The 25,338-nt window shown below is 33.6% G+C and carries 17 protein-coding genes; 7 read left to right on the top strand and 10 right to left on the bottom strand.

Annotated features, from left to right (window positions below; genetic code table 11):
• Positions 1 to 7 precede the first annotated feature (7 nt).
• Both HM981_RS04540 and HM981_RS04535 read right to left on the bottom strand, forming a co-directional pair.
• Entirely contained in the window at positions 8 to 934 is a 927-nt protein-coding gene (locus tag HM981_RS04540) for a PfkB family carbohydrate kinase (protein ID WP_179337385.1), read from the bottom strand.
• Between the two features lie 263 nt (positions 935 to 1,197).
• Positions 1,198 to 1,911: a hypothetical protein gene (locus HM981_RS04535; RefSeq protein WP_179337384.1), complete on the bottom strand. Its 714-nt coding sequence runs from the start codon at positions 1,909 to 1,911 to the stop codon at positions 1,198 to 1,200.
• A gap of 287 nt (positions 1,912 to 2,198) precedes the next feature.
• Between HM981_RS04535 and HM981_RS04530 the strand changes: the two genes are divergently transcribed.
• Positions 2,199 to 3,776, top strand: coding sequence for a T9SS type A sorting domain-containing protein (locus tag HM981_RS04530; RefSeq protein ID WP_179337383.1), 1,578 nt, complete (start codon positions 2,199 to 2,201; stop codon positions 3,774 to 3,776).
• A gap of 90 nt (positions 3,777 to 3,866) precedes the next feature.
• On the opposite strand, the gene HM981_RS04525 is transcribed toward HM981_RS04530, so the two are convergent.
• Both HM981_RS04525 and purN read right to left on the bottom strand, forming a co-directional pair.
• Positions 3,867 to 4,508 (bottom strand): ribonuclease H1 domain-containing protein, encoded by a 642-nt coding sequence (locus tag HM981_RS04525; RefSeq protein WP_179337382.1) that lies wholly within the window; start codon positions 4,506 to 4,508, stop codon positions 3,867 to 3,869.
• A gap of 39 nt (positions 4,509 to 4,547) precedes the next feature.
• Positions 4,548 to 5,111, bottom strand: coding sequence for a phosphoribosylglycinamide formyltransferase (purN, locus tag HM981_RS04520; RefSeq protein ID WP_179337381.1), 564 nt, complete (start codon positions 5,109 to 5,111; stop codon positions 4,548 to 4,550).
• A 187-nt stretch (positions 5,112 to 5,298) separates the two neighbouring features.
• Between purN and HM981_RS04515 the strand changes: the two genes are divergently transcribed.
• The 5 genes from HM981_RS04515 (at position 5,299) to pyk (ending at position 9,603) form a co-directional block, all read left to right on the top strand.
• Entirely contained in the window at positions 5,299 to 5,532 is a 234-nt protein-coding gene (locus HM981_RS04515) for an acyl carrier protein (RefSeq protein ID WP_013869581.1), read from the top strand.
• Between the two features lie 12 nt (positions 5,533 to 5,544).
• Positions 5,545 to 6,795, top strand: a complete 1,251-nt coding sequence (gene fabF, locus HM981_RS04510) for a beta-ketoacyl-ACP synthase II (protein ID WP_179337380.1) — start codon at positions 5,545 to 5,547, stop codon at positions 6,793 to 6,795.
• Between the two features lie 7 nt (positions 6,796 to 6,802).
• On the top strand, positions 6,803 to 7,546 hold the full coding sequence (gene rnc / locus HM981_RS04505) for a ribonuclease III (protein ID WP_179337379.1): 744 nt from the start codon (positions 6,803 to 6,805) through the stop codon (positions 7,544 to 7,546).
• Between the two features lie 133 nt (positions 7,547 to 7,679).
• Positions 7,680 to 8,159: an IPExxxVDY family protein gene (locus HM981_RS04500; protein WP_179337378.1), complete on the top strand. Its 480-nt coding sequence runs from the start codon at positions 7,680 to 7,682 to the stop codon at positions 8,157 to 8,159.
• A gap of 4 nt (positions 8,160 to 8,163) precedes the next feature.
• The gene (gene pyk, locus HM981_RS04495; RefSeq protein ID WP_394351694.1) at positions 8,164 to 9,603 is read left to right on the top strand and encodes a pyruvate kinase; all 1,440 of its coding nucleotides are present in this window, start codon (positions 8,164 to 8,166) and stop codon (positions 9,601 to 9,603) included.
• A 108-nt stretch (positions 9,604 to 9,711) separates the two neighbouring features.
• Here pyk and HM981_RS04490 read toward each other — a convergent pair whose 3' ends face one another.
• The 3 genes from HM981_RS04490 to dinB form a co-directional block, all read right to left on the bottom strand.
• A complete protein-coding gene (locus HM981_RS04490; protein WP_179337376.1) occupies positions 9,712 to 13,905 on the bottom strand; it encodes a phosphodiester glycosidase family protein in 4,194 nt (1,397 codons plus the stop codon).
• Positions 13,906 to 13,917: 12 nt separating this feature from the next.
• Positions 13,918 to 15,162 (bottom strand): glycosyltransferase family 4 protein, encoded by a 1,245-nt coding sequence (locus tag HM981_RS04485; protein ID WP_179337375.1) that lies wholly within the window; start codon positions 15,160 to 15,162, stop codon positions 13,918 to 13,920.
• A 265-nt stretch (positions 15,163 to 15,427) separates the two neighbouring features.
• Complete coding sequence (gene dinB / locus HM981_RS04480) at positions 15,428 to 16,537, bottom strand: DNA polymerase IV (protein WP_179337374.1); 1,110 nt, start codon at positions 16,535 to 16,537, stop codon at positions 15,428 to 15,430.
• A gap of 54 nt (positions 16,538 to 16,591) precedes the next feature.
• On the opposite strand from dinB, the gene HM981_RS04475 reads away from it, so the two are divergent.
• Positions 16,592 to 17,062, top strand: a complete 471-nt coding sequence (locus HM981_RS04475) for a CYTH domain-containing protein (RefSeq protein ID WP_179337373.1) — start codon at positions 16,592 to 16,594, stop codon at positions 17,060 to 17,062.
• A 55-nt stretch (positions 17,063 to 17,117) separates the two neighbouring features.
• Here HM981_RS04475 and HM981_RS04470 read toward each other — a convergent pair whose 3' ends face one another.
• From HM981_RS04470 to HM981_RS04460, 3 genes are read right to left on the bottom strand one after another with little or no spacing between them, the layout of a single operon-like run.
• On the bottom strand, positions 17,118 to 19,031 hold the full coding sequence (locus HM981_RS04470) for an OmpA family protein (protein ID WP_179337372.1): 1,914 nt from the start codon (positions 19,029 to 19,031) through the stop codon (positions 17,118 to 17,120).
• Between the two features lie 20 nt (positions 19,032 to 19,051).
• Complete coding sequence (locus tag HM981_RS04465; protein ID WP_179337371.1) at positions 19,052 to 19,960, bottom strand: PorP/SprF family type IX secretion system membrane protein; 909 nt, start codon at positions 19,958 to 19,960, stop codon at positions 19,052 to 19,054.
• Positions 19,961 to 19,986: 26 nt separating this feature from the next.
• Positions 19,987 to 25,116 (bottom strand): T9SS type B sorting domain-containing protein, encoded by a 5,130-nt coding sequence (locus tag HM981_RS04460; protein ID WP_179337370.1) that lies wholly within the window; start codon positions 25,114 to 25,116, stop codon positions 19,987 to 19,989.
• Positions 25,117 to 25,338: the final 222 nt, after the last annotated feature.

Raw genomic sequence — 25,338 nt, 5'->3', positions numbered from 1 at the left:
CGTTAGTTTAGTTTAATTCGATATCAAATTGTGTTAGACTCTTAAATTGGTCTAAGCGTTTATATATTTCTTTATCTGTTATGGTTTGCATACGCTCTGTGCCAAATTTTTCCACACAAAAAGAAGCTAACGTAGAGCCGTAGATTACAGCTGTTTTCATGTTTTCAAAAGAGAAATCGCCTGTTTTTGCTAAATATCCAGCAAAGCCACCAGCAAATGTATCACCAGCACCAGTTGGATCAAAGACCTCTTCTAATGGTAAAGCAGGTGCGTAGAACACATTGTCATCATGAAACAATAAAGCTCCATGCTCTCCTTTTTTAATAACTACATATTTTGGACCCATTTCTTGGATCTTTCTCGCTGCAACTACCAATGAGTATTCGCCAGATAATTGTCTAGCTTCTTCATCATTAATAGTAATAACGTCTACGTTTTTAATTACCGAAAGCAAATCGTCTAAAGCGATATCCATCCAGAAATTCATGGTATCTAAAATGGCTAATTTAGGCTTTTCAGTCATTTGGTTTAATACACCTTGTTGTACAGCTGGATGTAAATTACCTAGCATTACAACTTCTGCATCTTTATAATTCTCTGGAACAACAGGATTAAAATGTTCTAATACGTTGAGCTCAGTAACTAAAGTGTCACGAGAGTTCATATCGTTATGATATTTACCACTCCAAAAAAACGTTTTACCTTCTTTTACGACTTCTATTCCCTCAATATCAACATTCTTGTTTTTTAAGAGGTCTAAATATTCCTGAGGAAAATCACCACCAACAACAGAAACTGCTGCAGAATCAACATTAAAATTTGAAGCTGATAAACCTATATAGGTTGCTGCTCCACCAAGAATTTTATCGGTTTTACCAAAAGGTGTTTCAATAGCATCAAAGGCTACAGTACCAACAATTACTAATTTACTCATAAAGGAAGTTTGAATTAAGTTGCAAATTTACGTAAAATATATTCCTTGTGAAACACGAAACGTGACAATACCAATTGGGTTTTAATTCTTGCGTAAGTAAATTGTGTCTGCTTTATCTAGAAGTGAGATTATGAGCATTTAACTTATTAATGATATGCTGTGTTTACTGAAAATAGTACAGCGGGTATTAAGATTTTATAACGAGAAAGCCACAATTTTTAAATTGTGGCCTTTTATATATGTTAGTACTTAATTAAATTAACTTATAATTTAACAATACCTATGTGTAATAAATCACCATTGACGCTGCCGGCAGTATTACCAATATAATAACTAATATCTATTACATCGTTAGCCTCAAACACATATTGAAATGTGCCAGAAGCTCCAAAATAATCTGGTGAAGGCAGGTTTACGACACCTCTTGTCATGTATCCAGTACGTGTTCCGTTTGTAAACACTGCAAAAATGTATTTTACACTACCGGCTTCTAAATTTCTAGTAGCCCAACTTGCATTAATTAAATAACTTCCTGCTTGAAGAATTTTTATTTCACCATCACCCAACACTTCAAAATAATCTAAATCATTTTCTGTAACCTCAGAAGCACCTAAAGGAAAATTATCAAAATTAGTAGTGTTACTTGATGTTGTAAGGCTAGCTGCATTCAGATTTTTATACATTGTTAAGGAAGGGGTGCCTTCAGATTCTGTAGTTAAACGCTTCCAACTTGTTGAGCTTAATTCAAAGACTTCAAGGCTCTCTGTAGTTGTATTATAGATAGTAAGACCTTCTGCTGGTGATGCAATAAGATCACGTTCTGCAGTTGTAAGTCTAGGTAACAGTAATCCTTTGTCTGTACTTTGTAATTCTAAAATACTAGATGCATCTGGAGTGTCTGTGCCAATACCTACTTGAGCAAAAGAAGCAGTTGTGAGTATTAAAAATAGGCCTAATAGGGATAAATTTGATTTCATTATTCTTAAATTATAGGGATTAACCGACAAATAAACATTAAAAAACATAAAGTATCAAATCTCATAGAGTATTATTTTTTAATATTAACTTATTAAGTCTTACGTATCAATATGGATATTAATATTTTCCTATTAATCAGGTTTGTATTTATTTTGGTATAACTATCTGTTTTGTAGTGTTTTATTGTTTTTTTATATTTTTAAATATTAGAAATTAGTCTCATTTCATTTGAATAATATAAAATATTAGCGTTTATTTGTTGGTTAATCCCTATAATTTACTGAAGATGAAATATTTCTCTTTTCCCCTATTGTCTATTCTTTGTTGTTTAAATCTTAATGCTCAAGATTTATCTAGTACAATGACTGTGACTGCAGGCACACCAATTATTATAAAATCTGGTACTACATTTGATGCCGGCGAATTAAACCTAAAATCTAATTCAGATAGTTTTGCTAGTGTACTAAGTGAAGCTGGAACTATTACTACAGCAACAGTTGTTAATTACGATAGATACGTAAATGAAGTTGGCTCAGGTGCCACTGGAGGAAATGATTTAGTGTCATTACCAGTTAAAGCCTCAGGAGCTACGTTTGGCGATCTTTTAGCTTATACTGCAGATTATGGTGTAACAACGAATTCAACGACAATGCCAACTAATGGTGCTGTTTATGCTTTTGGTCCTTACAATAACGTTAATCAATCTTATACAAACTATGCTAACGCTACTGTTGGAAATGGAGATGTATTAGAGCGTGCTGTAGGTTATAGAGCAGCATCTAATGTTGCAGGTGGTGAAACATTACGTTTTACAGGTACAATTTCTACAGATACAGAAACCGTTAGTATATCAACATCTGGTATTAATTATTGGAACTCTGTAGGAAATCCATATCCTACGTATTTAGATTCACAAGCTTTTTTACTAGAAAATGCATCAAGTTTAGATGAAGATGCTACTGCAATTTATGCCTTTCATGGCGGAACAAATGCTGGTGGTATAGGTACTATTGGGAATTTTACAATAATTAACAATGTGTCTAATACGTCGTTAAAAATTGCACCTGGTCAAGGGTTTTTAGTTGCTAATTCAGGAGCTTCTGCAAACGATATCAACTTTACAACAGCAATGCGTGTTTATAGTGGTGGAGACGATTTTATATTAGGAAGAACTGAAGAGGTTAATAAAATGTTGAGATTAAAAGCAGAACATGCTGATGCTAACTTTGCGACGGAAATTTATTTTAATAGTAACTCTACTCAAGGATTAGATCCTGGTTATGATGCTGCAGTATATGAAGTTGGATCTTTAAGTTTTGAATTGTATTCTCATTTAGTAGCAGATAATGAAGGTAAAAATATGGCAATTCAGAGTTTAGCAACTGACGATATTAATGATGTTGTTATTCCTTTAGGTCTGGAAACAGTAGCAGGACAACAAGTGACTTTTAGTATAGAGCATTCTACATTACCAGAAGATGTTGAGGTTTATCTTGAAGATAATGTTGCAAATACATTTACCCTATTAAATACAGGTGATTATACGTTTACAGCAAATACTGCCATTTCTGGAACTGGAAGATTCTATTTAAACATAGGTGCTATTACGTTGTCTCAAATTGATAATACTAGTAATGATTTAAGTTTATATACTAATAATCAAATGCTATTTGTAAAAGGTCAATTGTTAGAAACAACACAAGTAAGTATTTATGATACTCTAGGACGTTTAGTAATGTCTTCTAATCTTGAAGCAGGATTAGATACTAATACTATTGATGCGAACCAATTAAGCACAGGAATTTATGTTGTTAAATTAGCAAACGGCACACAAGAACTTAGTCAGAAAGTGATTCTTAAATAATCAGAACAATACATTTTTTTTAAGGGTTCGTTACTAAGCTAAAAACTTAATAACGAACTCTTTTTTATTTGGATAGAGAAGTAGGTATATTTATTTTCTGCCGAAATCCGCAGGGATTTCTCCCCAAGCTTTTGTTTCCCATTTTACAATAGTCGTAGAGTATTCATTTGTTTTTAACCATTCTACAGCACGATCTACTAAATCGTAAACGGGTTTATTTTTTGCACTACGTGGAAGCTTAGAATTACATATTTTTTTACGTACCCAACTCATTGCCGTTCTAGAATCTGTGTACATAATGCGTTGGCTATTGTGTTGTTTTAAGAAAGCGAGACCATGAACTAAAGCTAAGAATTCACCAATATTATTGGTGCCTTGTTCAAAAGGACCTTGAATAAATAGTTGCTTTTTTGTTTTAGTATCCACACCTCTATATTCCATGATACCTGGATTACCACTAGAAGCGGCATCTACAGCTATAGAATTATAGTTAGGTAAGCCAATTTTTTTAAGTTCTGCGGCAGACAGTCCGCTACTAAAAGTTTTGTTTTTTCCTATAAAATCAAAGTAATTTCCTTTTAATGCATTTTGAGCTTCAGTAAGTGTTGGAAACGATTTGTATTGCGCACCTTGGTAATCTTTAATTTGCTTTTTACAGGCATTCCAGGATTCAAAAACTCCTTTTTTATGACCGTTCCAAACCGTATAATATTTTTTTTTCTTTTTACTCATCGTCAGTTTCCGTGAAAACGGAAATCCTATTTTAGATTCTTACTTTAATAATTTATTTACAATTAATGGAAAATGCTCCATTTCTAATAAATGAATTTTTTCAGCGACATCTTCAACAGAATCCGTAGGCAAAACACTACATTTTGCTTGAAAAATAACCGCTCCTTCATCATAATTTTCATTTACGTAATGAATAGTTATACCTGTTTCTGTTTCTTTATTATGAACTACAGCATTGTGAACATTCATTCCAAACATCCCTTTTCCTCCATGCTTTGGTAAAAGCGCAGGATGTATATTAATAACCTTATTATTGAACTCTTTTAATATGAATTCAGGAAATTTCCAAAGAAAACCAGCTAAGACAATTATGTCTGGTTGAGCTGCTTTTAAAATATTTAAGACATCTTCAGATTTAGAAAAAGCAATTCTATTAAACGATAATGCACTAACATTTAGTTTCTTACAGCGGTCCAGCACTTTGGCATGAGGATTGTTAGTTAGTACTTGAATAACAGACGCAGTATCGCTGTTGTGAAAAAACTTAATTAAATTTTCAGCATTAGAGCCACTTCCGGACGCAAAAATTACAACACGTTTCATTTACAGGTATATTTCTTCTATAATTATTCCAACAAAAAAAAGAATAATAATTAACAATTAGGGCAAAACAAAAATACTTTATCTTTATTTTTACTAAATAAAAAAACACATTTTAACGGTAAAGGTGAATATTCAAATAAAGTTTTTTACTTTTGCCATCTAATTAAAACTTAAAATTAAATAAATTATGTCAGACATTGCATCAAGAGTAAAAGCGATTATCGTAGACAAGTTAGGTGTTGATGAAAACGAAGTTGTAACTGAAGCAAGCTTCACAAACGATTTAGGAGCGGATTCATTAGATACTGTTGAATTAATAATGGAATTCGAAAAAGAATTCGATATCCAAATACCAGACGATCAAGCTGAGAACATAGCAACAGTTGGTCAAGCAGTTTCTTATATCGAAGCAGCAAAATAATAACTCTATTTTATGGAATTAAAGCGAGTAGTAGTAACGGGTTTAGGTGCACTTACACCAATAGGAAACACAATAGATGAATATTGGGATGCTCTTATTAATGGTAAAAGTGGTGCCGCTCGTGTAACGCATTTTGACCCTGAAAAGTTCAAAACACAATTCGCTTGTGAAATAAAAAACTTTGAAGTTACTGACTTTATTGATAGGAAATTAGCACGTCAAATGGATAAGTTTTCGCAGTATGCAATGGTCGCTTCAGATGAAGCAATTGCAGACTCAAAACTAGATCTAGATGCGGTAAATAAACTTAGAGTTGGAGTCATTTGGGGAGCAGGTATTGGTGGTTTAGAAACATTTCAAGACGAAGTGTTAAACTTTGCTGCTGGTGACGGAACACCTCGATTTAATCCACGTTTTATTCCAAAAATGATTGCTGATATAGCACCAGGAAACATATCTATAAAATATGGTTTTATGGGGCCTAATTATACCACAGTCTCTGCATGTGCTTCTTCTGCAAATTCAATGATCGATGCTTTAAACACTATACGTTTAGGGTCTTGTGATGTGATTATAACAGGAGGAAGTGAAGCTGCAGTTACTATTGCTGGTATGGGAGGGTTTAATGCTATGCACGCAATGAGTACTCGAAACGAGAGTCCAGAAACAGCTTCTAGACCATTTGATGCTACCAGAGATGGTTTTGTATTAGGTGAAGGAGCAGGAGCTATTGTTTTAGAAGAGTACGAACACGCAAAAGCTAGAGGAGCTAAAATCTACGCAGAAATTGTAGGTGGAGGTTTATCTTCTGATGCGTATCATATGACAGCGCCTCATCCTGAAGGAATAGGTGTTGTTGCGGTAATGAAAAATTGTTTAGAAAATGCTGGTTTAAAGCCTGAAGATGTAGATCATATAAATACTCACGGTACATCAACACCTTTGGGTGATGTTGCCGAGTTAAAAGCTATATCAACAGTATTTGGCAGCCATGCTAAAAACATAAATATTAATTCTACAAAATCTATGACAGGTCATTTGTTGGGTGCTGCTGGAGCTATTGAAGCAATTGCTTCTATTTTAGCGATGAAGCATGGTATTGTACCACCGACAATTAATCATAATACGGTTGACGAAAACATAGATCCTGAATTAAATTTAACACTCAATAAGCCTCAGAAACGAAATATTAAAGTCGCAATGAGTAATACATTTGGATTTGGCGGTCACAACGCTTGTGTAGTATTCAAAAAATTAGATTAAATCCCGAATGAACTTCATTCGTAACATATTAAATTCCCGCTCTCAACAAGAAGACGGGAATTTTTTTTTAGAACTCAAAGAGATTTTAGGCTTTAAACCTAAAACAAAATCACTATATATTACGGCATTTACCCATCGTTCCATGAATATTAAGGACGATAAAGGGGATGCCATTAACTATGAACGTTTAGAGTTTGTAGGAGATGCTATACTTGGCTCTGTAATTGCTGCTTATTTGTTTGAAACAGTACCGCATGGTGATGAAGGTTACCTCACCAAAATGCGTTCTAAAGTAGTAAGTAGAGAGCACCTTAATAAATTAGGTGAAGAGTTACGGCTTATTGATTTTGTAGAAACTAGAATTCCGAAATCTAATTTTGGAAACAATATTCATGGCAATCTTTTTGAAGCTTTAGTAGGTGCTATTTACCTTGATAAAGGTTATGGTTTTTGTAAGAAATTTATCTATAAACGTGTCATAAATCCACATGTAGATATAGAATCATTAGAAGGTAAAGTAATTAGTTATAAAAGCTTACTGATAGAGTGGTGCCAAAAAGAGAAGAACACTTTTAATTATGAAGTGTATGATGACACAGGCAAGGATGAGTTAAAACATTTCTCTGTGAAATTGAGTATTAATGATAAGGTGATTTCAAAAGCAAGAGCGACCTCTAAGAAAAAGGCAGAAGAAAAAGCATCTAAACGCGCATTTTTTGCATTACAAAAACAGATAACTAAGTCTCAATAGAGTATTTTCTTTTTTGAGCAATCAAATCAATTCAACTATATCGTTTTCGTAGATTTTAAGAATTAATCTTAACTAATTCTTAATAAAATTGAGCGTTAATTATACTATATTTACCGTTTAAGGTTATAATTGCATGGCTTTACACAAACTTCTGGTAGATGATTTTGACGATGATTCCTATAAACTAATAGCTATTCATACTAGGTTAGAAGATTATCGATTGGCTTATTTACTTAATAAGTATTTAGGTCTTAAGTTTAAGCGTAAGGATCACGATATAGACTTTAAGTATTTAGAGTCTTCGTACAGTATTTTTGAATGGGATAATGAAAGCGAATACGTACTGTGGAATTTAATTTCTAACGTCTGTAAGAAAGAACAAGATAGTTTATATAGTACAGGAACATTATTTAGCGATAATCAAAAAGTGCTCACAACATTTAATCTAATTTCAGAATACAAAAACGTAGATTATTTTCTTAAAATTTCAGAAGAAATACAGAATGTGGATGAGAAACTCATCTTGAATAAGTTAAAAGCTATTCCTCAAATTATAACAAGTTATACGGTAGATCCGTTAAAAATAAAGTCGAAAGACCATTTAATATTTTGAATTGATGTTAAACAAGAAAACAAAAATAGTTGCAACCTTAGGTCCAGCAACAAGCACGAAAGAAGTATTGAAAGCAATGCTAGATGAAGGGTGTAACGTATTTAGAATTAATTTCTCTCATGCAGATTATAAAGACGTTGAAGAGCGTGTTAAAATGATTAGAGAGCTTAATGAAGAGTATGGTTACAACGCATCAATTTTAGGAGATTTACAAGGTCCTAAATTGCGTGTAGGTGTTATGAAAGGCGAGGTCATTGTTAATCCAGGAGATGAGATTATTTTCGCTACAGGTGAACGTTTTGAAGGTACAAAAGAGCGTGTTTACATGACTTATGATAAGTTTCCGGAAGACGCAAAACCTGGTGAACGAATTCTGTTAGATGATGGTAAGTTGCATTTTGAAGTGGTTTCAACAGATGGGATATCTGAAGTAAAGGCTAAAGTTATTCAAGGAGGACCACTTAAATCAAAAAAAGGAGTTAATCTTCCTAATACAGATATTTCACAACCAGCTTTAACTGAAAAAGATATTGAAGATGCAATTTTTGCATGTAAATTAGGTGTAGATTGGATAGCGTTATCTTTTGTGCGTCATGCCGAAGATTTAATGCAATTAGAAAAGTTAATCTCTGAATATAGCGAACATAAAATTCCAATTATAGCTAAGATTGAAAAACCAGAAGCTGTTGAGAATATCGATAAAATCGTTGCCTATTGTGATGGTTTAATGGTAGCTCGTGGTGATCTAGGTGTGGAAATTCCTGCAGAGGAAGTGCCATTAATTCAAAAGCAATTAGTGTTAAGAGCTAAGCGTGCTAGAATTCCTGTAATTATCGCAACACAAATGATGGAAACGATGATTACAAGTTTAACACCAACACGTGCAGAGGTAAATGATGTTGCCAATTCTGTTATGGATGGTGCAGATGCTGTAATGTTATCTGGTGAAACATCTGTAGGTCAATATCCTGTGCAAGTGATAAGACAAATGGCAAATATTATACGTAGCGTTGAAGATTCTCCGCTTATTGAAGTGCCACAATCTCCTCCGCATATTCGTACTAAACGTTATATTACAAAAGCAATCTGCTATCATGCCGCAAACATGGCAAACGAAATTAATGCAAAAGCGATTTCTACGTTAACAAATAGTGGTTATACAGCATTTCAAATTTCGGCTTGGAGACCATCTGCTCATATTTTAGTATTTACATCTAACAGACGTATATTAACGCAACTAAGTTTACTTTGGGGTGTTACAGCATTCTACTACGACAAATTTGTAAGTACAGATGAAACTATAGAAGATGTAAACGCTATGGCTTGTAAAAAAGGCTATTTAGAAGTGGGAGATATGCTTATTAGTTTAGCAGCAATGCCAATACAAGATAAAGGTATGGTAAATACATTACGTGTTTCTGAAATTGAAAGTTGTAGTTTTTAGTATAATTTGACTAACTAACTTTCTGTAATACACTTCAGATTTTTATACATACAAAAGCCTATCTAAATACTACTATTTAGATAGGCTTTTAATTTATACAATACGTATTTATTTTTCATCAATCCAACCCATAATAGCATTGGCTACAAATCTTGGTTCTGGTGGTAAGGCATAAATATCTTTTTCGTAATTTTTATTGTATGGCGAAATATTCATAATATTACCATCTACGACAAGTGTACTACTTCCTCCTGGATCAAAGCCCATAGCTTTATCCATTCCGTATTTTAAAAGAATATCTACCATATCAAAATGTGTCGCACCAACAGATTCTCTTATTCTACCATTTACCATTAGTACCATTAATTTACCTTCTTTAGTAATACCTACGGCAATTTTTGGTCCACGCATATCTGTAAAATCTAATCGTGCTGCCTGAGTTTTTATAGAATTAGTAGTTTTCCAGCCCTCTTCTTCCATATCAAGAATCTGTTTACCTTGATCAATTAACATAGGTCCAGCTTCAATAGCATATGAGATTTCATCCCATTTGTAAGGGTTTTCATTTGGCTCTAGTAAGTGTATTGATAATGGTTTGCCTTCTGTAAACATGGCATCAGAAAATAATGCGGCTGGAATGGATAACGTAATCCCAACAGGTATCACAGCAACCGTTTCTTTCGGCTTTGTTTTAATAATTTCTTTTACAGTATTACCTGCTATTCTTACAATGACATTTCCATTGCCTTCAAATGTACTTTCAGCATAAGATAAATCATAAAAACAAGGCTCTGTACCATTATGATTATTATAATTAGAGCTAGCAAAAGTGAGCTCTTGCTTTTTCTCTTTAATTATAAAACCTGCTTTACTATTCACTTTTCTGATATCTACGTCACCATTTTTATAAATGATAAAGGCTGGTTTATTGAAAAGAGGTGGACAAAACACCTTATTATCCATAATTAATAAGCCTAAAGGCGAACCAATATAGGTTTCAGGTAGACCTAATTTTCCAACCAATTCTGGATTTAAAATATAACCACCATTCCAGGCTAATTCTATTTTGTTAGGGTTTTTGCTTTTCTTTTTATACTCTTTAACAAGCGCTGGTACATTTTTAGGTTCCTTGTTGGCAATGTGTGCAGCAAATTTCCAATGGTGTTTTTTAGTGTCAATTTCAGCTAAAACACCACTCCAAGGTAAACCGTCTTCATAAACACCACCTGCATAAGATGATTTTACCTTTTCAACCGTTTTAGATAATTTTAAGCCCTCTTTAATTTGAGTTAATAATTTAGCAATAGGTGTTCCGTTTTCAATAGCATCTTTAGTAATTAAACTTAACAATTCCTTTTCGCTTAACGTATCTTTTAAATCTTGGTATAAATCACTTTTAAGAACGATATCAAAATCTTTGGCCGTTTGTATTGGCGTCGGATATGCTAAAGTTGTACGTACTCCTGCTGGTACAAACTGAATAAAACCGCTGCCTTTAGGAATACCCATAATTTTGGCTGTCATTTCATACAAGACTTTACCTATATGAAAATGATCGATTTCTATAATATCGGTCATCATAGCAGCAGACTCTCCGTTGGTAATTAAAAAACCATCTGCAGCTTTAATATCTCTTAAAATCTTTATAGCTTTAGCTCCCATTTGTGGAAAATGTACACCTTCTGACCACTGTTTTGTTTCAATAATTTGAACAACGCCTGCTCTATACAATAAACCTAACTCTGGCTCTTTTCCGCTTTCTAAATAATCTTTAATATCTGCACTGGAGAACCATTTTGTAATTCTTGGCTCGTGTATAAAAATGTAAATTTTCTCTAACTTATCTACATTTGCTTCAAGTATTGCAGAAGTTAACTCTTGCTGTATGGTTAAATTTAATTGTGCACGGATTGGTTGTAGTACAAAATACTCTAATTCATGTTTGATATAACGACCAGGAAAATAGCCTTTAGGTACATTTTTCTTTAAATTCTTGGTAAGGATTTTTCGGTCATCAATACCTAAATACTTACTATTGGTAAGCTGAAAAAGCGCTAATTCCCAATCGGCAAAAAACTGTGGTGCTAAAGTTAAATCGGGTAAGTTTTTTGGTTTAAAAACATCTGTATAAATCATGTTTACTAAACCAGTAATTTCCTGAAGTGTAAAGGCTTGATACGCATACGATTTTTTGTTTCTATGACGATAGGCTAGAGCATGATCATGACGAATAGAAATTTCGCCATCTACGTATTTAAAAATATCATCGATAGCATTGTAGTATTTGTGTATAACTTCGAGATTAGTATTTACCAAATCTGGAATGTCATTTTCCATAGTTCTAGCATAACGCATTACGCGTCCTTTTACCAATTGCTGTTCAACCCTAAAAAAACTAGGATCAATTAACGATTTTAAATAATGCATAAACGATAAACGACCATAACCAGGTAAGTAATGTCTCGTTTTTTTATTAAGAATAGCATTGAGATCTTCGTTTTCAAAATCTACAGAAGCTTTGTATTGTTTTAGCAAAGTAATTACTTGAGTATTATCTTCTATAGAAACTGAAGCTAGCTGATAGTCCATACGTTGTAAAATATAGCGTATGTTTTCTTCCAGAGATTCTAAACTGTAACGCTTTTTAATTACACTTCTATTATGCGTTACATCTACCATTCTGTTTTGTGGATAAAACACATGGTCACAGATTTTTTCTGCTAACTTCTTAGGTACTTTAGAGCCTTTAAATTCTAAAACATTAAGTCTAAGCGATTCATCTAAATGACGACCAATAACTTCATCATAAACCTCTCTTGGTTCATATTGTCTACAGAAAATTGGTGTACCACAGGCTGCTGCTTCTATAATTGGTAATCCGCGTCCTTCGGTCTGGCTTGGTAATAAAATTAAAGAGGCGACATCAAAAAGCTGTTTAATATCTAATGGTTTCTTATGTTTCTTTTTAAAATCATGTTTATCGAATTCACTAAATAGAAATCCAAGTAATACTCTAGACTTAAATTCCTTTGGAAGTTCTTTTAAGAATTTTTTAAAATCTTTTTTTAAATCGTGATAATAGTTTTGTTGTCCATGCGGAATTGGTCCAGAAACAATTAATGATAATTTTAATTGCGGATTGGTAATGAATTTTTCAGCAAAAGAATCGTAAGAAAATAAACGGGTTATAAGTTTGAAATTTAACTCAATAGATTTTCTACTTATAACTCTTGTTGGTTGTAAAAACACGATGTTGTTATTTACAAAATCGAATTTTTTAATGTTTTTATGACCTAATAATATAGGTTTTAATGATCGTTTACTTTCGGTATGATGTGCTGCTGTATGAACTGTAATGGTATCTTTCTTGTTTGCAAAAATTGAAGATACTTGCATAAACGCTTTTATAATATCGCGTTTACTCATTTGGTGTAATTTGGTATCTACTGCTGTACCCAACAAAGCGACATTGGCAGGATTATGACCATTAATATTTATTAAATGATCTTGCTGAATTCTATTTATATTCACATTCATCCAAGAACGACTTTCCCAAGGGTAAACCGTTTCTATAATTGAGAAAAATTCACCTACATGTGCATTATGAAAAAAGAAATCTCTTGGTCCTTTTTTGAGTCCTTTTTTCTTAATTTCTATGGCTCTGTTACCACCTTCCCAATAAAAATCATGATTATTATTAATTACAGGAATCCCTAAATATTCTGAAATTAAAACCGTTGCTAATGCTAAAGAGACATTACCAGGATTTGAACAGACATTAATAAGGTATAATAATGAAATGTCATTTTCTTCGATATAACTTCCTAGTTTTTCTACAAGGACTAATACTTCTTGCCAAAACTTACCAATAAGATTATTGTAGGCTTCACTACCTCGTTGCATTTTAATTTGAAAGAAGTCTTTATATAAAGGCCAAGCATCAAAAGCTTCCATTTCTGGAATTACTTTCTTAAAAGCAGTTTGTGGTATTAACTCATCTGCTTCCTCTTTAATTTCTCCCGCAATAAAATGAATAGGAATATCTGGGTATATATTTTTAAATGTTTTGGCATACTTTTCAGTCTCTACAGTAATACCATCTATGGTAAAGTAAAAGGTTAGAAAAGCGATACCGCCTTTTTCTACGCGTGAATCAAATGTAGACGTGTTATCTTTTAAAGATGATGATAAGTTTCGCTCTTTAAATTTATCAATAAATAAACCGAGATCAAACCACGTATTTATTTTTTCATTTTTAAGTTCATTTAAAATAGTAGAGATTCTTGTTGTTTTATCAGTCATTCTTTTGTTTTCTTAAAATGTAAATAGGCTACTTAATTTTTCTTCTAATACTTCATATGAAAAATGTTTTTTACCAATATTAAAATTGTATTCTCCAATTTCTATGCATCGTTTTGGGTTGTATATAATGTCAGACATTTGTTTTACACTTTCTGGTGTGAGATTACTGTCTTTAATCATTACGGTTTCAAAACCTTTGTTTCCAATATCTTGACTATAAACAGGTTTGTAGTCATTTACAAAAATTGGTTTTTTAGCTAGTACTGTTTCTACAAATGCATTTCCAAAACCTTCATACGTACTAAAATATGTTGCTGCTCTTCCGTGTGCATAAACATCAGATAAATCTTTATGATCTAAAACCTTATGTGCGGCAAAAATGACTTGACTAGATAAGTTTAACTCATGAATTTGATCTATTAATTCATTGTAATATTCTTTATTTTCATCGTCATTATTATTACCTGTTATTACTAGTTTTAATTTCTTATCGTTTAATTGATCTATTAAAGAAATAGCAGTTTCAATACCCTTACGTCTTACAATCCGTGTTACTTGTAATAGCGCAATTTCATCTTCTAAAACACCAACATCTCTAAGGAAAAATTCATTGTCTTTCGTTGGTACCCCGTACACACGATTAAAATCCATAACATTTGGTACCAAGGTGGCATCAATATCAAATCGGTTTTTAAAGGTTTCTACGCCAAACGTATTAATAACAGCGTGTTTAACATCTGGTAGTAGTAATGGAAAATTATTATCTACATAAGTATTTATTTCTTGATGTACAGATACATAGCGTTGTCCGCGTTCCCAATGAAAATCGTGATCATGAGTTACAACAGGTATGCCGCTTGTTTTAATTAATTTTTTAATAGCAACACCCATAGATAAGTGGCATGGCAAAGCAGATGCATTTTCTGAGAGTATAACATCAATCTTCTTATCAGCAACCCATTTTCGCATGGCTAGATGAATCTTGTTAGAGGCTTTCTCAACATGTTCTAGTAAGGCATCAGGATCTCTATCTGGTTCAAAAAATGCTTTACGTTGTCCCCATTCTGCTTCTACAGAAAAGAACGATAAAGCAGGAAACAAATAATCGTGATCATAATCCATGTCCCAGGATTCAAATTCTCCAGACATGATAAATATCTCATGACCGAGTTTTTTTAATACATCTATCCATTTCTCCGTTTCTAGAGCAACACCATCTACACCACCAATTCTTCCGATAATAATACCTATTCTCATGTTTTATAAATAAAGATTCGTATTCTTTAAATATACATTTTTAAGAAAGGTTGAAACTATTTTTAAAAACGGTGTTTAATTAATTATCACTTCTAAAATTTAGGTAAGTTTAAATTGTGTGTAATGAAATATATGTTGTGTATCTTGATAAAATGACAATTACAAATTTCATTTTTTTTAAGAAATATGAAAATATCCACTAAAAGGACGTGAGTAATATTTGTATTATATTAACAAAATATATAGGAATATGATATGTTTTAGATTAAAACTCAAATTTTAATTGAACAATAACAGCCGTTTTGTCTTTTTTTGAAGCTGTAGATTTTTCTGATTCAGTATTTAAATTTGATAGTGAAATACCTAATAGCCTCACAGAATTTTTTAAGGTGTCTTGATATAATAATTCTTTAACCGTTTCTAAAATTAAGTTCTCATCACTTACAAAATAGGGTAGGGTTTTACTTCGTGTTTGTAAAGTGAAATCGCTATATTTTATTTTAAGTGTTACGGTTTTTCCTGAAACTTTACTTTTCTGAAGTCTTTTGGAAACTTCAGCTGAAATATGTTCCAATTTTTCAAGCATAAAAATTTCAGACGATAAGTTTTCACTAAAGGTACGTTCTGCAGCGAGCGATTTACGTATTCGATTTGGTCTTACTTCACTTCTATGAATTCCTCTAACCACGTTGTAATAGAAACTACCCGATTTACCAAAATGTTCTGTTAAATACTCTAAGGATTTTGATTTTAAGTCTTTACCAGAAAAAATTCCTTTTTGGTACATTTTTGCCGCTGTAACTTTACCTACACCATAAAACTTTCTTACATCTAAATCCTCTAAAAACTGAATAACATCTTCTGGATTTACGGTTTTCTGTCCATTGGGCTTATTATAATCACTAGCTATTTTAGCTATAAATTTATTTATAGAAATGCCTGCCGAAGCCGTTAAGCCTACTTCATCAAAAATCTGTTGTCTAATCTTTTTAGCAAGTAATGTAGCGCTTGGTAGGCCTATTTTGTTTGCTGTAACATCGAGATAAGCTTCGTCTAAAGATAAAGGCTCAACGAGATCTGTATACTGATGAAATATGGCTCTTACTTGGTTAGAGATGTCTTTATAGCGTTCAAAATCTGTTTTGACGAATATAAGATGAGGACATAATTTTATGGCTAATTTGCCAGACATAGCACTTTTTACGCCAAATTTTCGTGCTTCGTAACTAGCAGCACTGATAACTCCGCGTATACCTCCGCCACCAACAGCAATTGCTTTACCTTTAAGTTCAGGATTATCCATTTGTGCTACGGAAGCATAAAATGCATCCATATCTACATGAATTATCTTTCTTATTGGTAAATCGTTAAGCATGCTGTAAATTTAGGCATTATATGTCTTCTATATATTAATTAACAATCACTTGTAATGTTAGAAATTGAAAGAAAATTTTTAGTGAACTCAGAAGCTTTTAAATCAGAGGCTTTTAATAGTTATACTATAAAACAAGGTTTTTTAAATACGGATAAAGAAAGAACTGTCCGTGTGAGGTTAAAAGGAGATAAAGGATTTTTAACTGTTAAAGGGCAATCTACAGCAAATGGTTTATCTCGTTTTGAGTGGGAGAAGGAAATTTCTAACACAGATGCTGAAAGTCTTTTACTTATTTGTGAAAGTGGAATGATTAATAAGACACGTTATGAAGTGAAATATGGGAACCATATTTTTGAAATCGATGAGTTCTATGACAATAATTTGGGTTTGGTTATTGCCGAAGTAGAGCTGAATTCTGAAACCGAAACTTTTGAAAAACCGAAATGGTTAGATAAAGAAGTTACGGGTGATATAAAGTATTATAATTCTCAATTAAGTAAAAAACCTTACACTGAGTGGAAATAAAAAAAAGCCTATCATTCTAAGAACGATAGGCTTTTTTATGTAATTAACGTTTTACTTATTCTGCTGGTGTACTTCCACTAACAATAATAAACTCTGAACGTCTATTTTCTGAATGCTGTTGTTTAGTACAATTAGTACCACAATCTATTTTAGGTTCAGATTCACCTTTACCTTCTCCTGTAATTCTAGCTTCATCAATTCCTTTCGAAATTACATACTGAACAGTAGTTTTTGCTCTACGATCTGAAAGACCTTTGTTATATGATGCTGGTCCTCTTACATCTGTATGAGAAACTGCGTTAATCACTAACTCAGGATACTTTGTCATAATTTGAACTAATTTATCTAATTCGAAAGCTGCTTGAGCTGTGATGTTAGATTTGTCAAATTCAAAGTATATAGGTGCTAGTTCAATACTTGCAGGTGCTATTAACACTTCAATTGGATCTAAAGAAATTTGAACATTATTTTCTTCTTCGTTAGAACCTTTTACAGCTACTTTTTTACTGTCAAAACCGTCCATTACAACTTCTAGTTCCGTTTCTTCTTCACATTCAACCATGAATTCAGCAATACCTTCAGCATTGGTTGTTTTTGAAACTAGTTTATTTCCTTCATCATCTAATAGAGAAACAGCTGCTCCACTAATTGGCTCACGTGTTTCATCGTCTAAAACAGTAGCGCTAATTAACACATCACAAATGGGTTGTAATTTTTTAAACTGGTAAATATCATCACTACCTTTTCCGCCTTCTCTGTTAGAAGATACAAAACCATCGTTGTTTTCTTCATCTATAAAAAATGCGAAATCATCTGCATTACTGTTCACGGGAATACCAACATTTCTTATAGGTGCTATTTTACCGTCAACTTCTTTGGTGTAAAAGACATCTAATCCACCAAGACCTAAATGACCGTTTGATGAGAAGTATAATGTGTTGTTGCTACTAATGTATGGAAACATCTCTTGTCCTGATGTATTTACTTTCTGACCCATGTTTACAGGTTCACCTATAGTTCCGTCTGTATCTATTGCAGCTTTATATATATCAAAGTCACCAAAACCTCCTGGCATATTTGAAGCAAAGTATAATGTTTTGCCATCTGGACTTACTGATGGATTTTTAACAGAATAATTTTCACTGTTAATGTCTAAGTTCTCTACCATATCCCAATCGTCACCTAATTTAGTCGCTTTGAATAAATATAATTGGCTAAATCGTGTGCTGCTTAAAGAATCTTTTTGGTAATCTTTTTCAAAATAACTTTCTCTAGAAAAATACATTGTTTTACCATCTGGAGTAAAAGTTACTAAACCTTCATGATATTTTGTATTGATCCATTTATTGGCCAACGTCGCTTCTTGGTATGTGCTATCTGTATTTTTAGTTAGTGTATAGATATCTAAAAATGGCTGATCGTTCCATCCATATGTCTTACGACTATCATTTCTACCAGAAGTAATATATAATTTACCATCGTTCATTGTACCTCCAAAGTCTGATTGTTCAGAATTAAAGTCTGCATTTTGAACATTAAACTTTTTACCTTGTTCTAGTATTTTTGGAAGGTAATCAGGATTTTTTCTAAATGCTGTAGCTCTATCATCTGCAGGACGCATCGTTGCAAACTTATCCATTTGTTGGTTTGAAGCTTCGTATTTACCGTTTGCTTTCAACATTTGTGAGTACTTATAAACCATTTCTGGTGTATCAGATGTCTCTAATGCTTTAGCATACCAGCGTTCTGCTGCTTCTGTATCAAAAATATTGTAATAGCTTTCTGCTAATTGTCCGTAAACGTATGTGTTAGCGTTTCCGTTTTCTATAAGCTTATTGTAGCTTTCGGCCGCCTTCACAAATTCGAAACGTGCAAAGTATTTATCTGCTTTTTTAGTTGCTTTACTTTGAGCAGTTAAGCAAAAGCTACTCATCAACGTAATAAATAATAGTGTATTAAAGTTTTTCATAATTGGTATAGCTTAACTGATTAAAAGTATCTAGGTGAACGAGAAACGCGTCTTGGGAAATTAAGATCAAATAAGAACATAATCTCGTGAGATGCTGGTGCAAATGCTTTGATATCAGAAGATATAGCATCATAAGCATAACCTATTCTTACTGATGGTGATAATGCGATATTTACTAACCCTGAAAATGAATCGTCTAATCTGTACGATGCTCCAATTTCAAATTTCTTAAAGAATCTTGCATTTACGTTAACATCAAATGATGTAGGTGCATCAAATGCAGATTTAACCATAACCGATGGTTTTAACTCTGTATTTGGCGAAAGATCAAACACATAACCACCAGTTAAGAAGTAGTGTTGTGTTTCTGATCCTATTTTGCGTCCATCATTATCTAAATGTACTGATGATAATAAATTAGGTACAGATAATGATACATAGTATTTTTCTGTGTAGTAAAAGAATCCTGCTCCAATATTTGGTGTAGTAGAACTAATGTCCTGAGCAAAAAATGGATCTGTATTATCTACCACTTCTACATCAGAATTTAAGCCTATATCGTGAAATGTAGCTCCTGCTTTAATTCCAAAAGCTAAGCGATGTTCTCCACCTAAGTTTAAGGTATATGAAATATCTGCATAAGCATTAGTTTCGTTAACAGGCCCAACTTTATCTGAGATAACAGACAAACCTATACCCAAATTGTTTCCAATTGGTGCATGTCCAAAAAATGTTCCCGTTTCTGGTCCACCATCAATATTGGTCCACTGATTTCTGTATAATAATCCAAAAGAGAGATTTTCTCTTGATCCTGCATAAGCAGGATTGATAATATTCATATTATACATGTACTGTGTGTACTGAGGGTCTTGTTGCCCATGCATCTGAAAAGCTAAAAGCAAGACCGCTATAATAGAGAGTTTTTTCATTATAATAAGTTGATTCTGTTAATTGATTATCTGTTTATGTATACCCAAGCACTTTTCGAATTGTTACCACCTTCGTAAATTACAGTATAGAAGTATGTTCCTACTGGTAATTCGTTACCATCATTTGTCTGTCCGTTCCATTCATTTGTATAGTTTTTCTTAGAATATACAAGTTTTCCGTATCGGTTATATATGTTTAATTCAGTAACACCAAAACTACTTAGATCAAAATAGTCGTTTATCATATCATTGTTAGGTGATATACCTTCTGGGAAGATACAAGACTCTAATTCAATCACTGATGTTGATATAAATTCATTTGTACAACCAGAATCATTAAACTGAATCACGGCACTGTATTCTCCTGCTGTAAGTACAGTCTCTAATGTTAAACCAGTTTGACCTGAAACTAAAACATCGTCTTGGTACCATTCAATGGTTACATCAGCTGCTGTAAAGTTTGTTGGTGTAAGACCAATAGTTACAGGAACTGTTGCATCTGGACAAACTTGGTAAGCGTATTGAGGATCAAAAGTTGCTAATGGTACGATGTTAACTTCAATTTCAAAGTCTATTGTTTCATAACACTCAGTAACAGGATTTTCTACTCTTGCATAAAGTGTTCCTCCATCACTGTTATACGGACTTGGTAATGCATTATCACCTGAATCAGCATCTTCTTGAGATGTGTGGTATGTAATATTCATCCCTGTTTCTGTAGTTACAGCATCATTAATAGCGATTAAATCAAAATCTGTAAAGCCATCAACAGCCCCATCTAAATCATCACAAACAGGTGCTATAGTTGGTTGTGTTACTGTTGGTCTTGAATTTACTACTAATTCTACTTGAGAGAATGCACGACATCCAAAATAGTAATCATTTGCAATTTGATTAGTGTCTTCAATTCTTATAATTAATGTTTCACCTCCAGCTGAGTTGTAAGTAAGTGGTAAAGGGTTCTGTGTTGAATTTGCATCAGATGTATTTGTATAAAAACTAATAGTGAAACCATCTACAGCAAGTTCTGCTGATAATGCTGCTAAATCAAAATCTTCAATTCCATCTGCTTCTGGACCATCACAAACTGTAAGAGTTTGAGGTGCAATTGGGTCTGGTGCCATATATAGGTTTACAACTACAAGTTGAGACAAGGCAGAAGAACCACATTGATTATCTGTTGCTTGGACTTGGTAATTTGCAGATTCTGTTACTGTAAGTGATTCCGAAGTTTCTCCTACCATTACTTCTCCGTTCTTAAACCAGATATATTCATCAGCAAAAGGTGAGTTAGTTTCAATTACAACAGAAGCAGTGTCACAAAGATTAGCTTCTACAGGTGTACTTGGATCAGAATCTACATCTTGAAACAAGACTTCGTTACTTACAATCTCTGCTGAAATGTCTGCAGTTACTGTTCCTACATCAGTTCCGCCTAGATTTGTTTGCTTCACTTGAATTACACCACCATGTTCGTTGGCTATAGCGTCAAAAGTATAATTAGTTACAAGTAATACATATATTTCTCCTTCAAGAGCATTAGTTAAAGTAATGTTTTCAGTTGCAAGTCCAGAATAGCTACAGTCAACTATATTTCCAAAAGGATAGAATGAAGCATTCCCAGTGTTAGAAGGACAAGTAGGGCAATCAACTTCTAAATTTAAGGCACAATAATCAGTATCTGTATCAAAAGGTCCCCATAAAACAAAATCAACATCTAGTTCATCACCAATTGGGTTATCGTTTGCATCAAAGGCCGTATTTTGAACGATTTCGATTAATATTTCTCCAGAACTACCAATCTCTAAAAGACTATATGTTGGGTTTGGAATTGTTCCTAAACAAGCCACATCTGTATCATTGTCGATTCCTACAGTGTTAGGTGTATATAGTATATCACTATCTGTACCACTGCAATAATTCTGTGCCAAATCACAAGCAATATTTACAGGAGCTGTGTAAGGTGTAATACATAAATCAAAATTTGTTGTTTCATCGTCAGAACCTCCAGAAAACACTCTTACATAGTAAGTGTCTCCTATGGTTAGGGCTGGTGTAATTGTAGAGTACTCATTACCTTTACAAGCTAATTCTACTAAGTTATCACATGTACCTCCGTATACGGCATGATCTATATCGCTAAAATCTGGGAAGTTAGCAATTGATATAAGTTGAAACTGATCTTGTGCAACAAACTGAAACCAAACATCATCGTCAGGGTTTCCTCCACATGAAGATGCGGGAACACCAGAATCTGTCGCTGCTAATAAGGTTCCTGGAGTACTTTGTACACAAATAAAGTCACTGTTTACGGCTGCAATAGTTGCATCACAAGGATTGTCATTATCTGGTGGACAAGCTAAAAGTTGAATCGCTGCACTGTTTATTATACAGTTAGCATCGTCATCATTACTTACAGTAATAATTACATCTATACCAAAATCAAATGGTCCAACTTGGTATACAGCCTCTGCAGTAACAGGCGTAGTATCTGCGTTAATATTGTTCGATATTGTTAAACTGTTAGCATCTCCAAGACTCGATACATCTACATCGATTAAAAACTGATCTCCGTTTTCACAATCATCAATAACAGTATACGTTGCTTGAGGATTAATACATGTCGCACAAGATACGGTGTAATTAATTCCACCATCCATCTGTGTACTACCATCTGCACAACTAATTATGTTATCAGAATTGATATAGTATGAAATAGTATCTCCTGTTGATTGAAATGTTAAGCCAGAGATATCACCAGCATTTCCAAAATTTCCATTTCCAAAACCTGGAGGTCCTGGTTCGTAGCCAATGAATGGTGTACCATCAGAGTCTAATACAACTAATTCATCATAGTTGTTTTCTATAAAACCAGAATTGAACGTTAAGTTTAGAGGAGTTGATCCATCAGAACTTGTAAACGTAAAAATTAGAGGCGTTGTCTCTCCGTCGTTATCGTAACAGTAATCTTGAGTAAGTGGTCCGTCTACAGCACAGTCTAATACAAAGTTAGATTGTGGTGTTGTAGTAAAAGTAAAAGGCCCTTCAAAGTCTGAATTTTCACTTCCACATATTGCTTGAACATAAAAGTCATAACTCGTGTTTTGAGTCAAACCTGTTAAGTTATATGGGTTATCAGTAGTGTTATTAACTATTGTACCTGTACCAGGAGTAAAGCCTTCAATTTCCCATTCTATATTCCATGAAGTTGCGCTACCATTTTCTGTCCATCCTAAATCTGCAGAACTTTCAGTTAGGTTAGCAGCTTCTAAGTTAATAGGAAAAGGACAAGTAGGTCCTTCTTCGATACAAACGTCTGCTGTACCACTTTGAGCATCTCTCCATATTACGGCGTAATACGTATCTCCTGGTGTTAAACCACCAATAATACCTGAATTTTCACCTGCATCTAATGTGTTATTTGTACAACCAGAAACGGCAGTACCACCACAAGCATCTAAAACCTCTAAACCTATACCAGCAGCAGCGCCACTAAAATTAAAAACTACAGAGCCTACAGCTGGTGCTGTAAAGCTTACCCAATAGCCATAATCTGCAAAACCATCACATGAAGCATCCTCGCCACTAGCGGCTAAATCTGCTCCATTAGCAAAATTTAATGTTGTTGGAGTCGCTGTATCACAATCTACTTCTACAGTCATTGGAAAGGCATCTGCACAAGTTTCTCCAGGTGTTGCTGTGAAAAATGTAGATGGCCCAGATACTGTTGATGTTTCTGATCCAGCACAATTACTTGATACATAAAAGTCATATGCTGTACCAGCAGATAATCCGGTTAATGGATATGTTTCTGTAGTTAGACCACTAACTGGTGTTCCGGCGCCAGGTGTGAAACCTGTTGGTCCCCATTCTAAGTCCCATGATTCTCCTGATGCACCACCATTCCAAGTTAAATCTGCAGCGTCTTGAGTAATAGTATTAGCTACAAGAGTAGAAGGTGGAATACAATCTGGTGCATCAGTTACGTTAATAGTAAATTCCATTGTAACTCCCCAAGCAGCACTAAAGCATGGATTTGGAGGGTTTTGTACAAAATCTGAAGTGCTAATTCTCATATTGTATACACCTAATGGTACATCTGGCATAGTAAATGAAGCATCTAATGTAGATGGAATTCCAGGTGCACTTAAGCCAGTATAAAATAGTTCGGTTGCAGTGTCATAAACTAAATCGTTATTAAAATCTATATAAACATACGTATTGTAGTCGGTGAAATCTCCAACAGCAAATGTAATTTGTAAATTAGCCGTAATTGCTGCAGCTAAATCTACAGTAGGTGATGTGAAATCTTCATAAAATACATCTCCTGCAGATATAAATGTTTCGTTACCTAGTACCACTTGGTTAATACCTACTCCGTCATTTGATATTGGTAAAGACTGACAATAAGATGTAAAGAAGTTAAAAGGACCAGCCCATTCGCTTGTTCCATCAGCAGCACCACAATCTGCTTGGTAATACACATAATAATCTGTAGCTTCTGTAAGACTTGTTAATGACATTGCAGGAGTTCCTGTAACAGTCGCAGATCCTTCTTCTTCACCATTTCCTGGTGTAAAATCTGCTCCGCTACTATATTCTACATTCCATATGGTCTCGGCATCACCTGCGTTCCAAACTAAGTCAACAGCAGTTGTTGTTAAAGTACTTGTTGCCATACCTGAAGGTACCACACATGTAGGGCTTTCAAATAATGTAACTACTATATTAGACCAATTGGCATCAGATCCAGTCCAACTTTGATTAAAAATCAATTCTAAATAACCATCGGTTGATGGGTTGTAAATAGCGGCAAAATCACCAACAAAAGTTACTACTGCGTCGTTACCTAGGGCACCGCTAGTTGTAGGTGGAGCTATAAATACAGATCCAGCAGTTGTGTTCACAGTAAGTTCAGCCTCGTTAGAATAAGGGTTACTAGCACCTGCAGTCCAATCAAAAGTGATTGAGAAAGAGTCATACGAGCCTGATGACGATGCTGGTACAGCAGCTGAGTTAGCTAAATCGTTTAGATTAATCGTAACTGGTGATCCTTGAGGTACGTTTATTGGGCCTACGATCGGATCAAAATCATACTGAGCATTAGCTGTGAGGAAAAACCCTAGCATAATTAAAAATAGAGTAATCTTTTTCATTATTAATCGGTTTGTTAGAAATTATTTTATTTTCCTTATAACTGGTTGATTATAAAGAGTTTTGTTGGTGTTTGCGATAAGTTGTATTGTATTTTACACAGTAAGCGCTGGTTAGACGATTCTACTATGCGAATTCGAATATATAAAAAATGAGTATTAACAGCTTGTTAACACTTGTAAAATAGATTAACTACCGTATTAATCGACAAAGGGATATAGTAT

The organism is Winogradskyella ludwigii (assembly GCF_013403985.1).
Lineage (GTDB): Bacteria > Bacteroidota > Bacteroidia > Flavobacteriales > Flavobacteriaceae > Winogradskyella > Winogradskyella ludwigii.
Note: the sequence above shows the minus strand (reverse complement) of the source record. Positions and strands in the feature narration are given on the sequence as shown.

What these genes read in the sequence shown, in the direction of transcription:
- HM981_RS04540 (WP_179337385.1), bottom strand. Translation starts at nt 934, where the DNA reads ATGAGTAAATTAGTAATTGTTGGTACTGTAGCCTTTGATGCTATTGAA.
- HM981_RS04535 (WP_179337384.1), bottom strand. Translation starts at nt 1,911, where the DNA reads ATGAAATCAAATTTATCCCTATTAGGCCTATTTTTAATACTCACAACT.
- HM981_RS04530 (WP_179337383.1), top strand. Translation starts at nt 2,199, where the DNA reads ATGAAATATTTCTCTTTTCCCCTATTGTCTATTCTTTGTTGTTTAAAT.
- HM981_RS04525 (WP_179337382.1), bottom strand. Translation starts at nt 4,508, where the DNA reads ATGAGTAAAAAGAAAAAAAAATATTATACGGTTTGGAACGGTCATAAA.
- purN (WP_179337381.1), bottom strand. Translation starts at nt 5,111, where the DNA reads ATGAAACGTGTTGTAATTTTTGCGTCCGGAAGTGGCTCTAATGCTGAA.
- HM981_RS04515 (WP_013869581.1), top strand. Translation starts at nt 5,299, where the DNA reads ATGTCAGACATTGCATCAAGAGTAAAAGCGATTATCGTAGACAAGTTA.
- fabF (WP_179337380.1), top strand. Translation starts at nt 5,545, where the DNA reads ATGGAATTAAAGCGAGTAGTAGTAACGGGTTTAGGTGCACTTACACCA.
- rnc (WP_179337379.1), top strand. Translation starts at nt 6,803, where the DNA reads ATGAACTTCATTCGTAACATATTAAATTCCCGCTCTCAACAAGAAGAC.
- HM981_RS04500 (WP_179337378.1), top strand. Translation starts at nt 7,680, where the DNA reads ATGGCTTTACACAAACTTCTGGTAGATGATTTTGACGATGATTCCTAT.
- pyk (WP_394351694.1), top strand. Translation starts at nt 8,164, where the DNA reads ATGTTAAACAAGAAAACAAAAATAGTTGCAACCTTAGGTCCAGCAACA.
- HM981_RS04490 (WP_179337376.1), bottom strand. Translation starts at nt 13,905, where the DNA reads ATGACTGATAAAACAACAAGAATCTCTACTATTTTAAATGAACTTAAA.
- HM981_RS04485 (WP_179337375.1), bottom strand. Translation starts at nt 15,162, where the DNA reads ATGAGAATAGGTATTATTATCGGAAGAATTGGTGGTGTAGATGGTGTT.
- dinB (WP_179337374.1), bottom strand. Translation starts at nt 16,537, where the DNA reads ATGCTTAACGATTTACCAATAAGAAAGATAATTCATGTAGATATGGAT.
- HM981_RS04475 (WP_179337373.1), top strand. Translation starts at nt 16,592, where the DNA reads ATGTTAGAAATTGAAAGAAAATTTTTAGTGAACTCAGAAGCTTTTAAA.
- HM981_RS04470 (WP_179337372.1), bottom strand. Translation starts at nt 19,031, where the DNA reads ATGAAAAACTTTAATACACTATTATTTATTACGTTGATGAGTAGCTTT.
- HM981_RS04465 (WP_179337371.1), bottom strand. Translation starts at nt 19,960, where the DNA reads ATGAAAAAACTCTCTATTATAGCGGTCTTGCTTTTAGCTTTTCAGATG.
- HM981_RS04460 (WP_179337370.1), bottom strand. Translation starts at nt 25,116, where the DNA reads ATGAAAAAGATTACTCTATTTTTAATTATGCTAGGGTTTTTCCTCACA.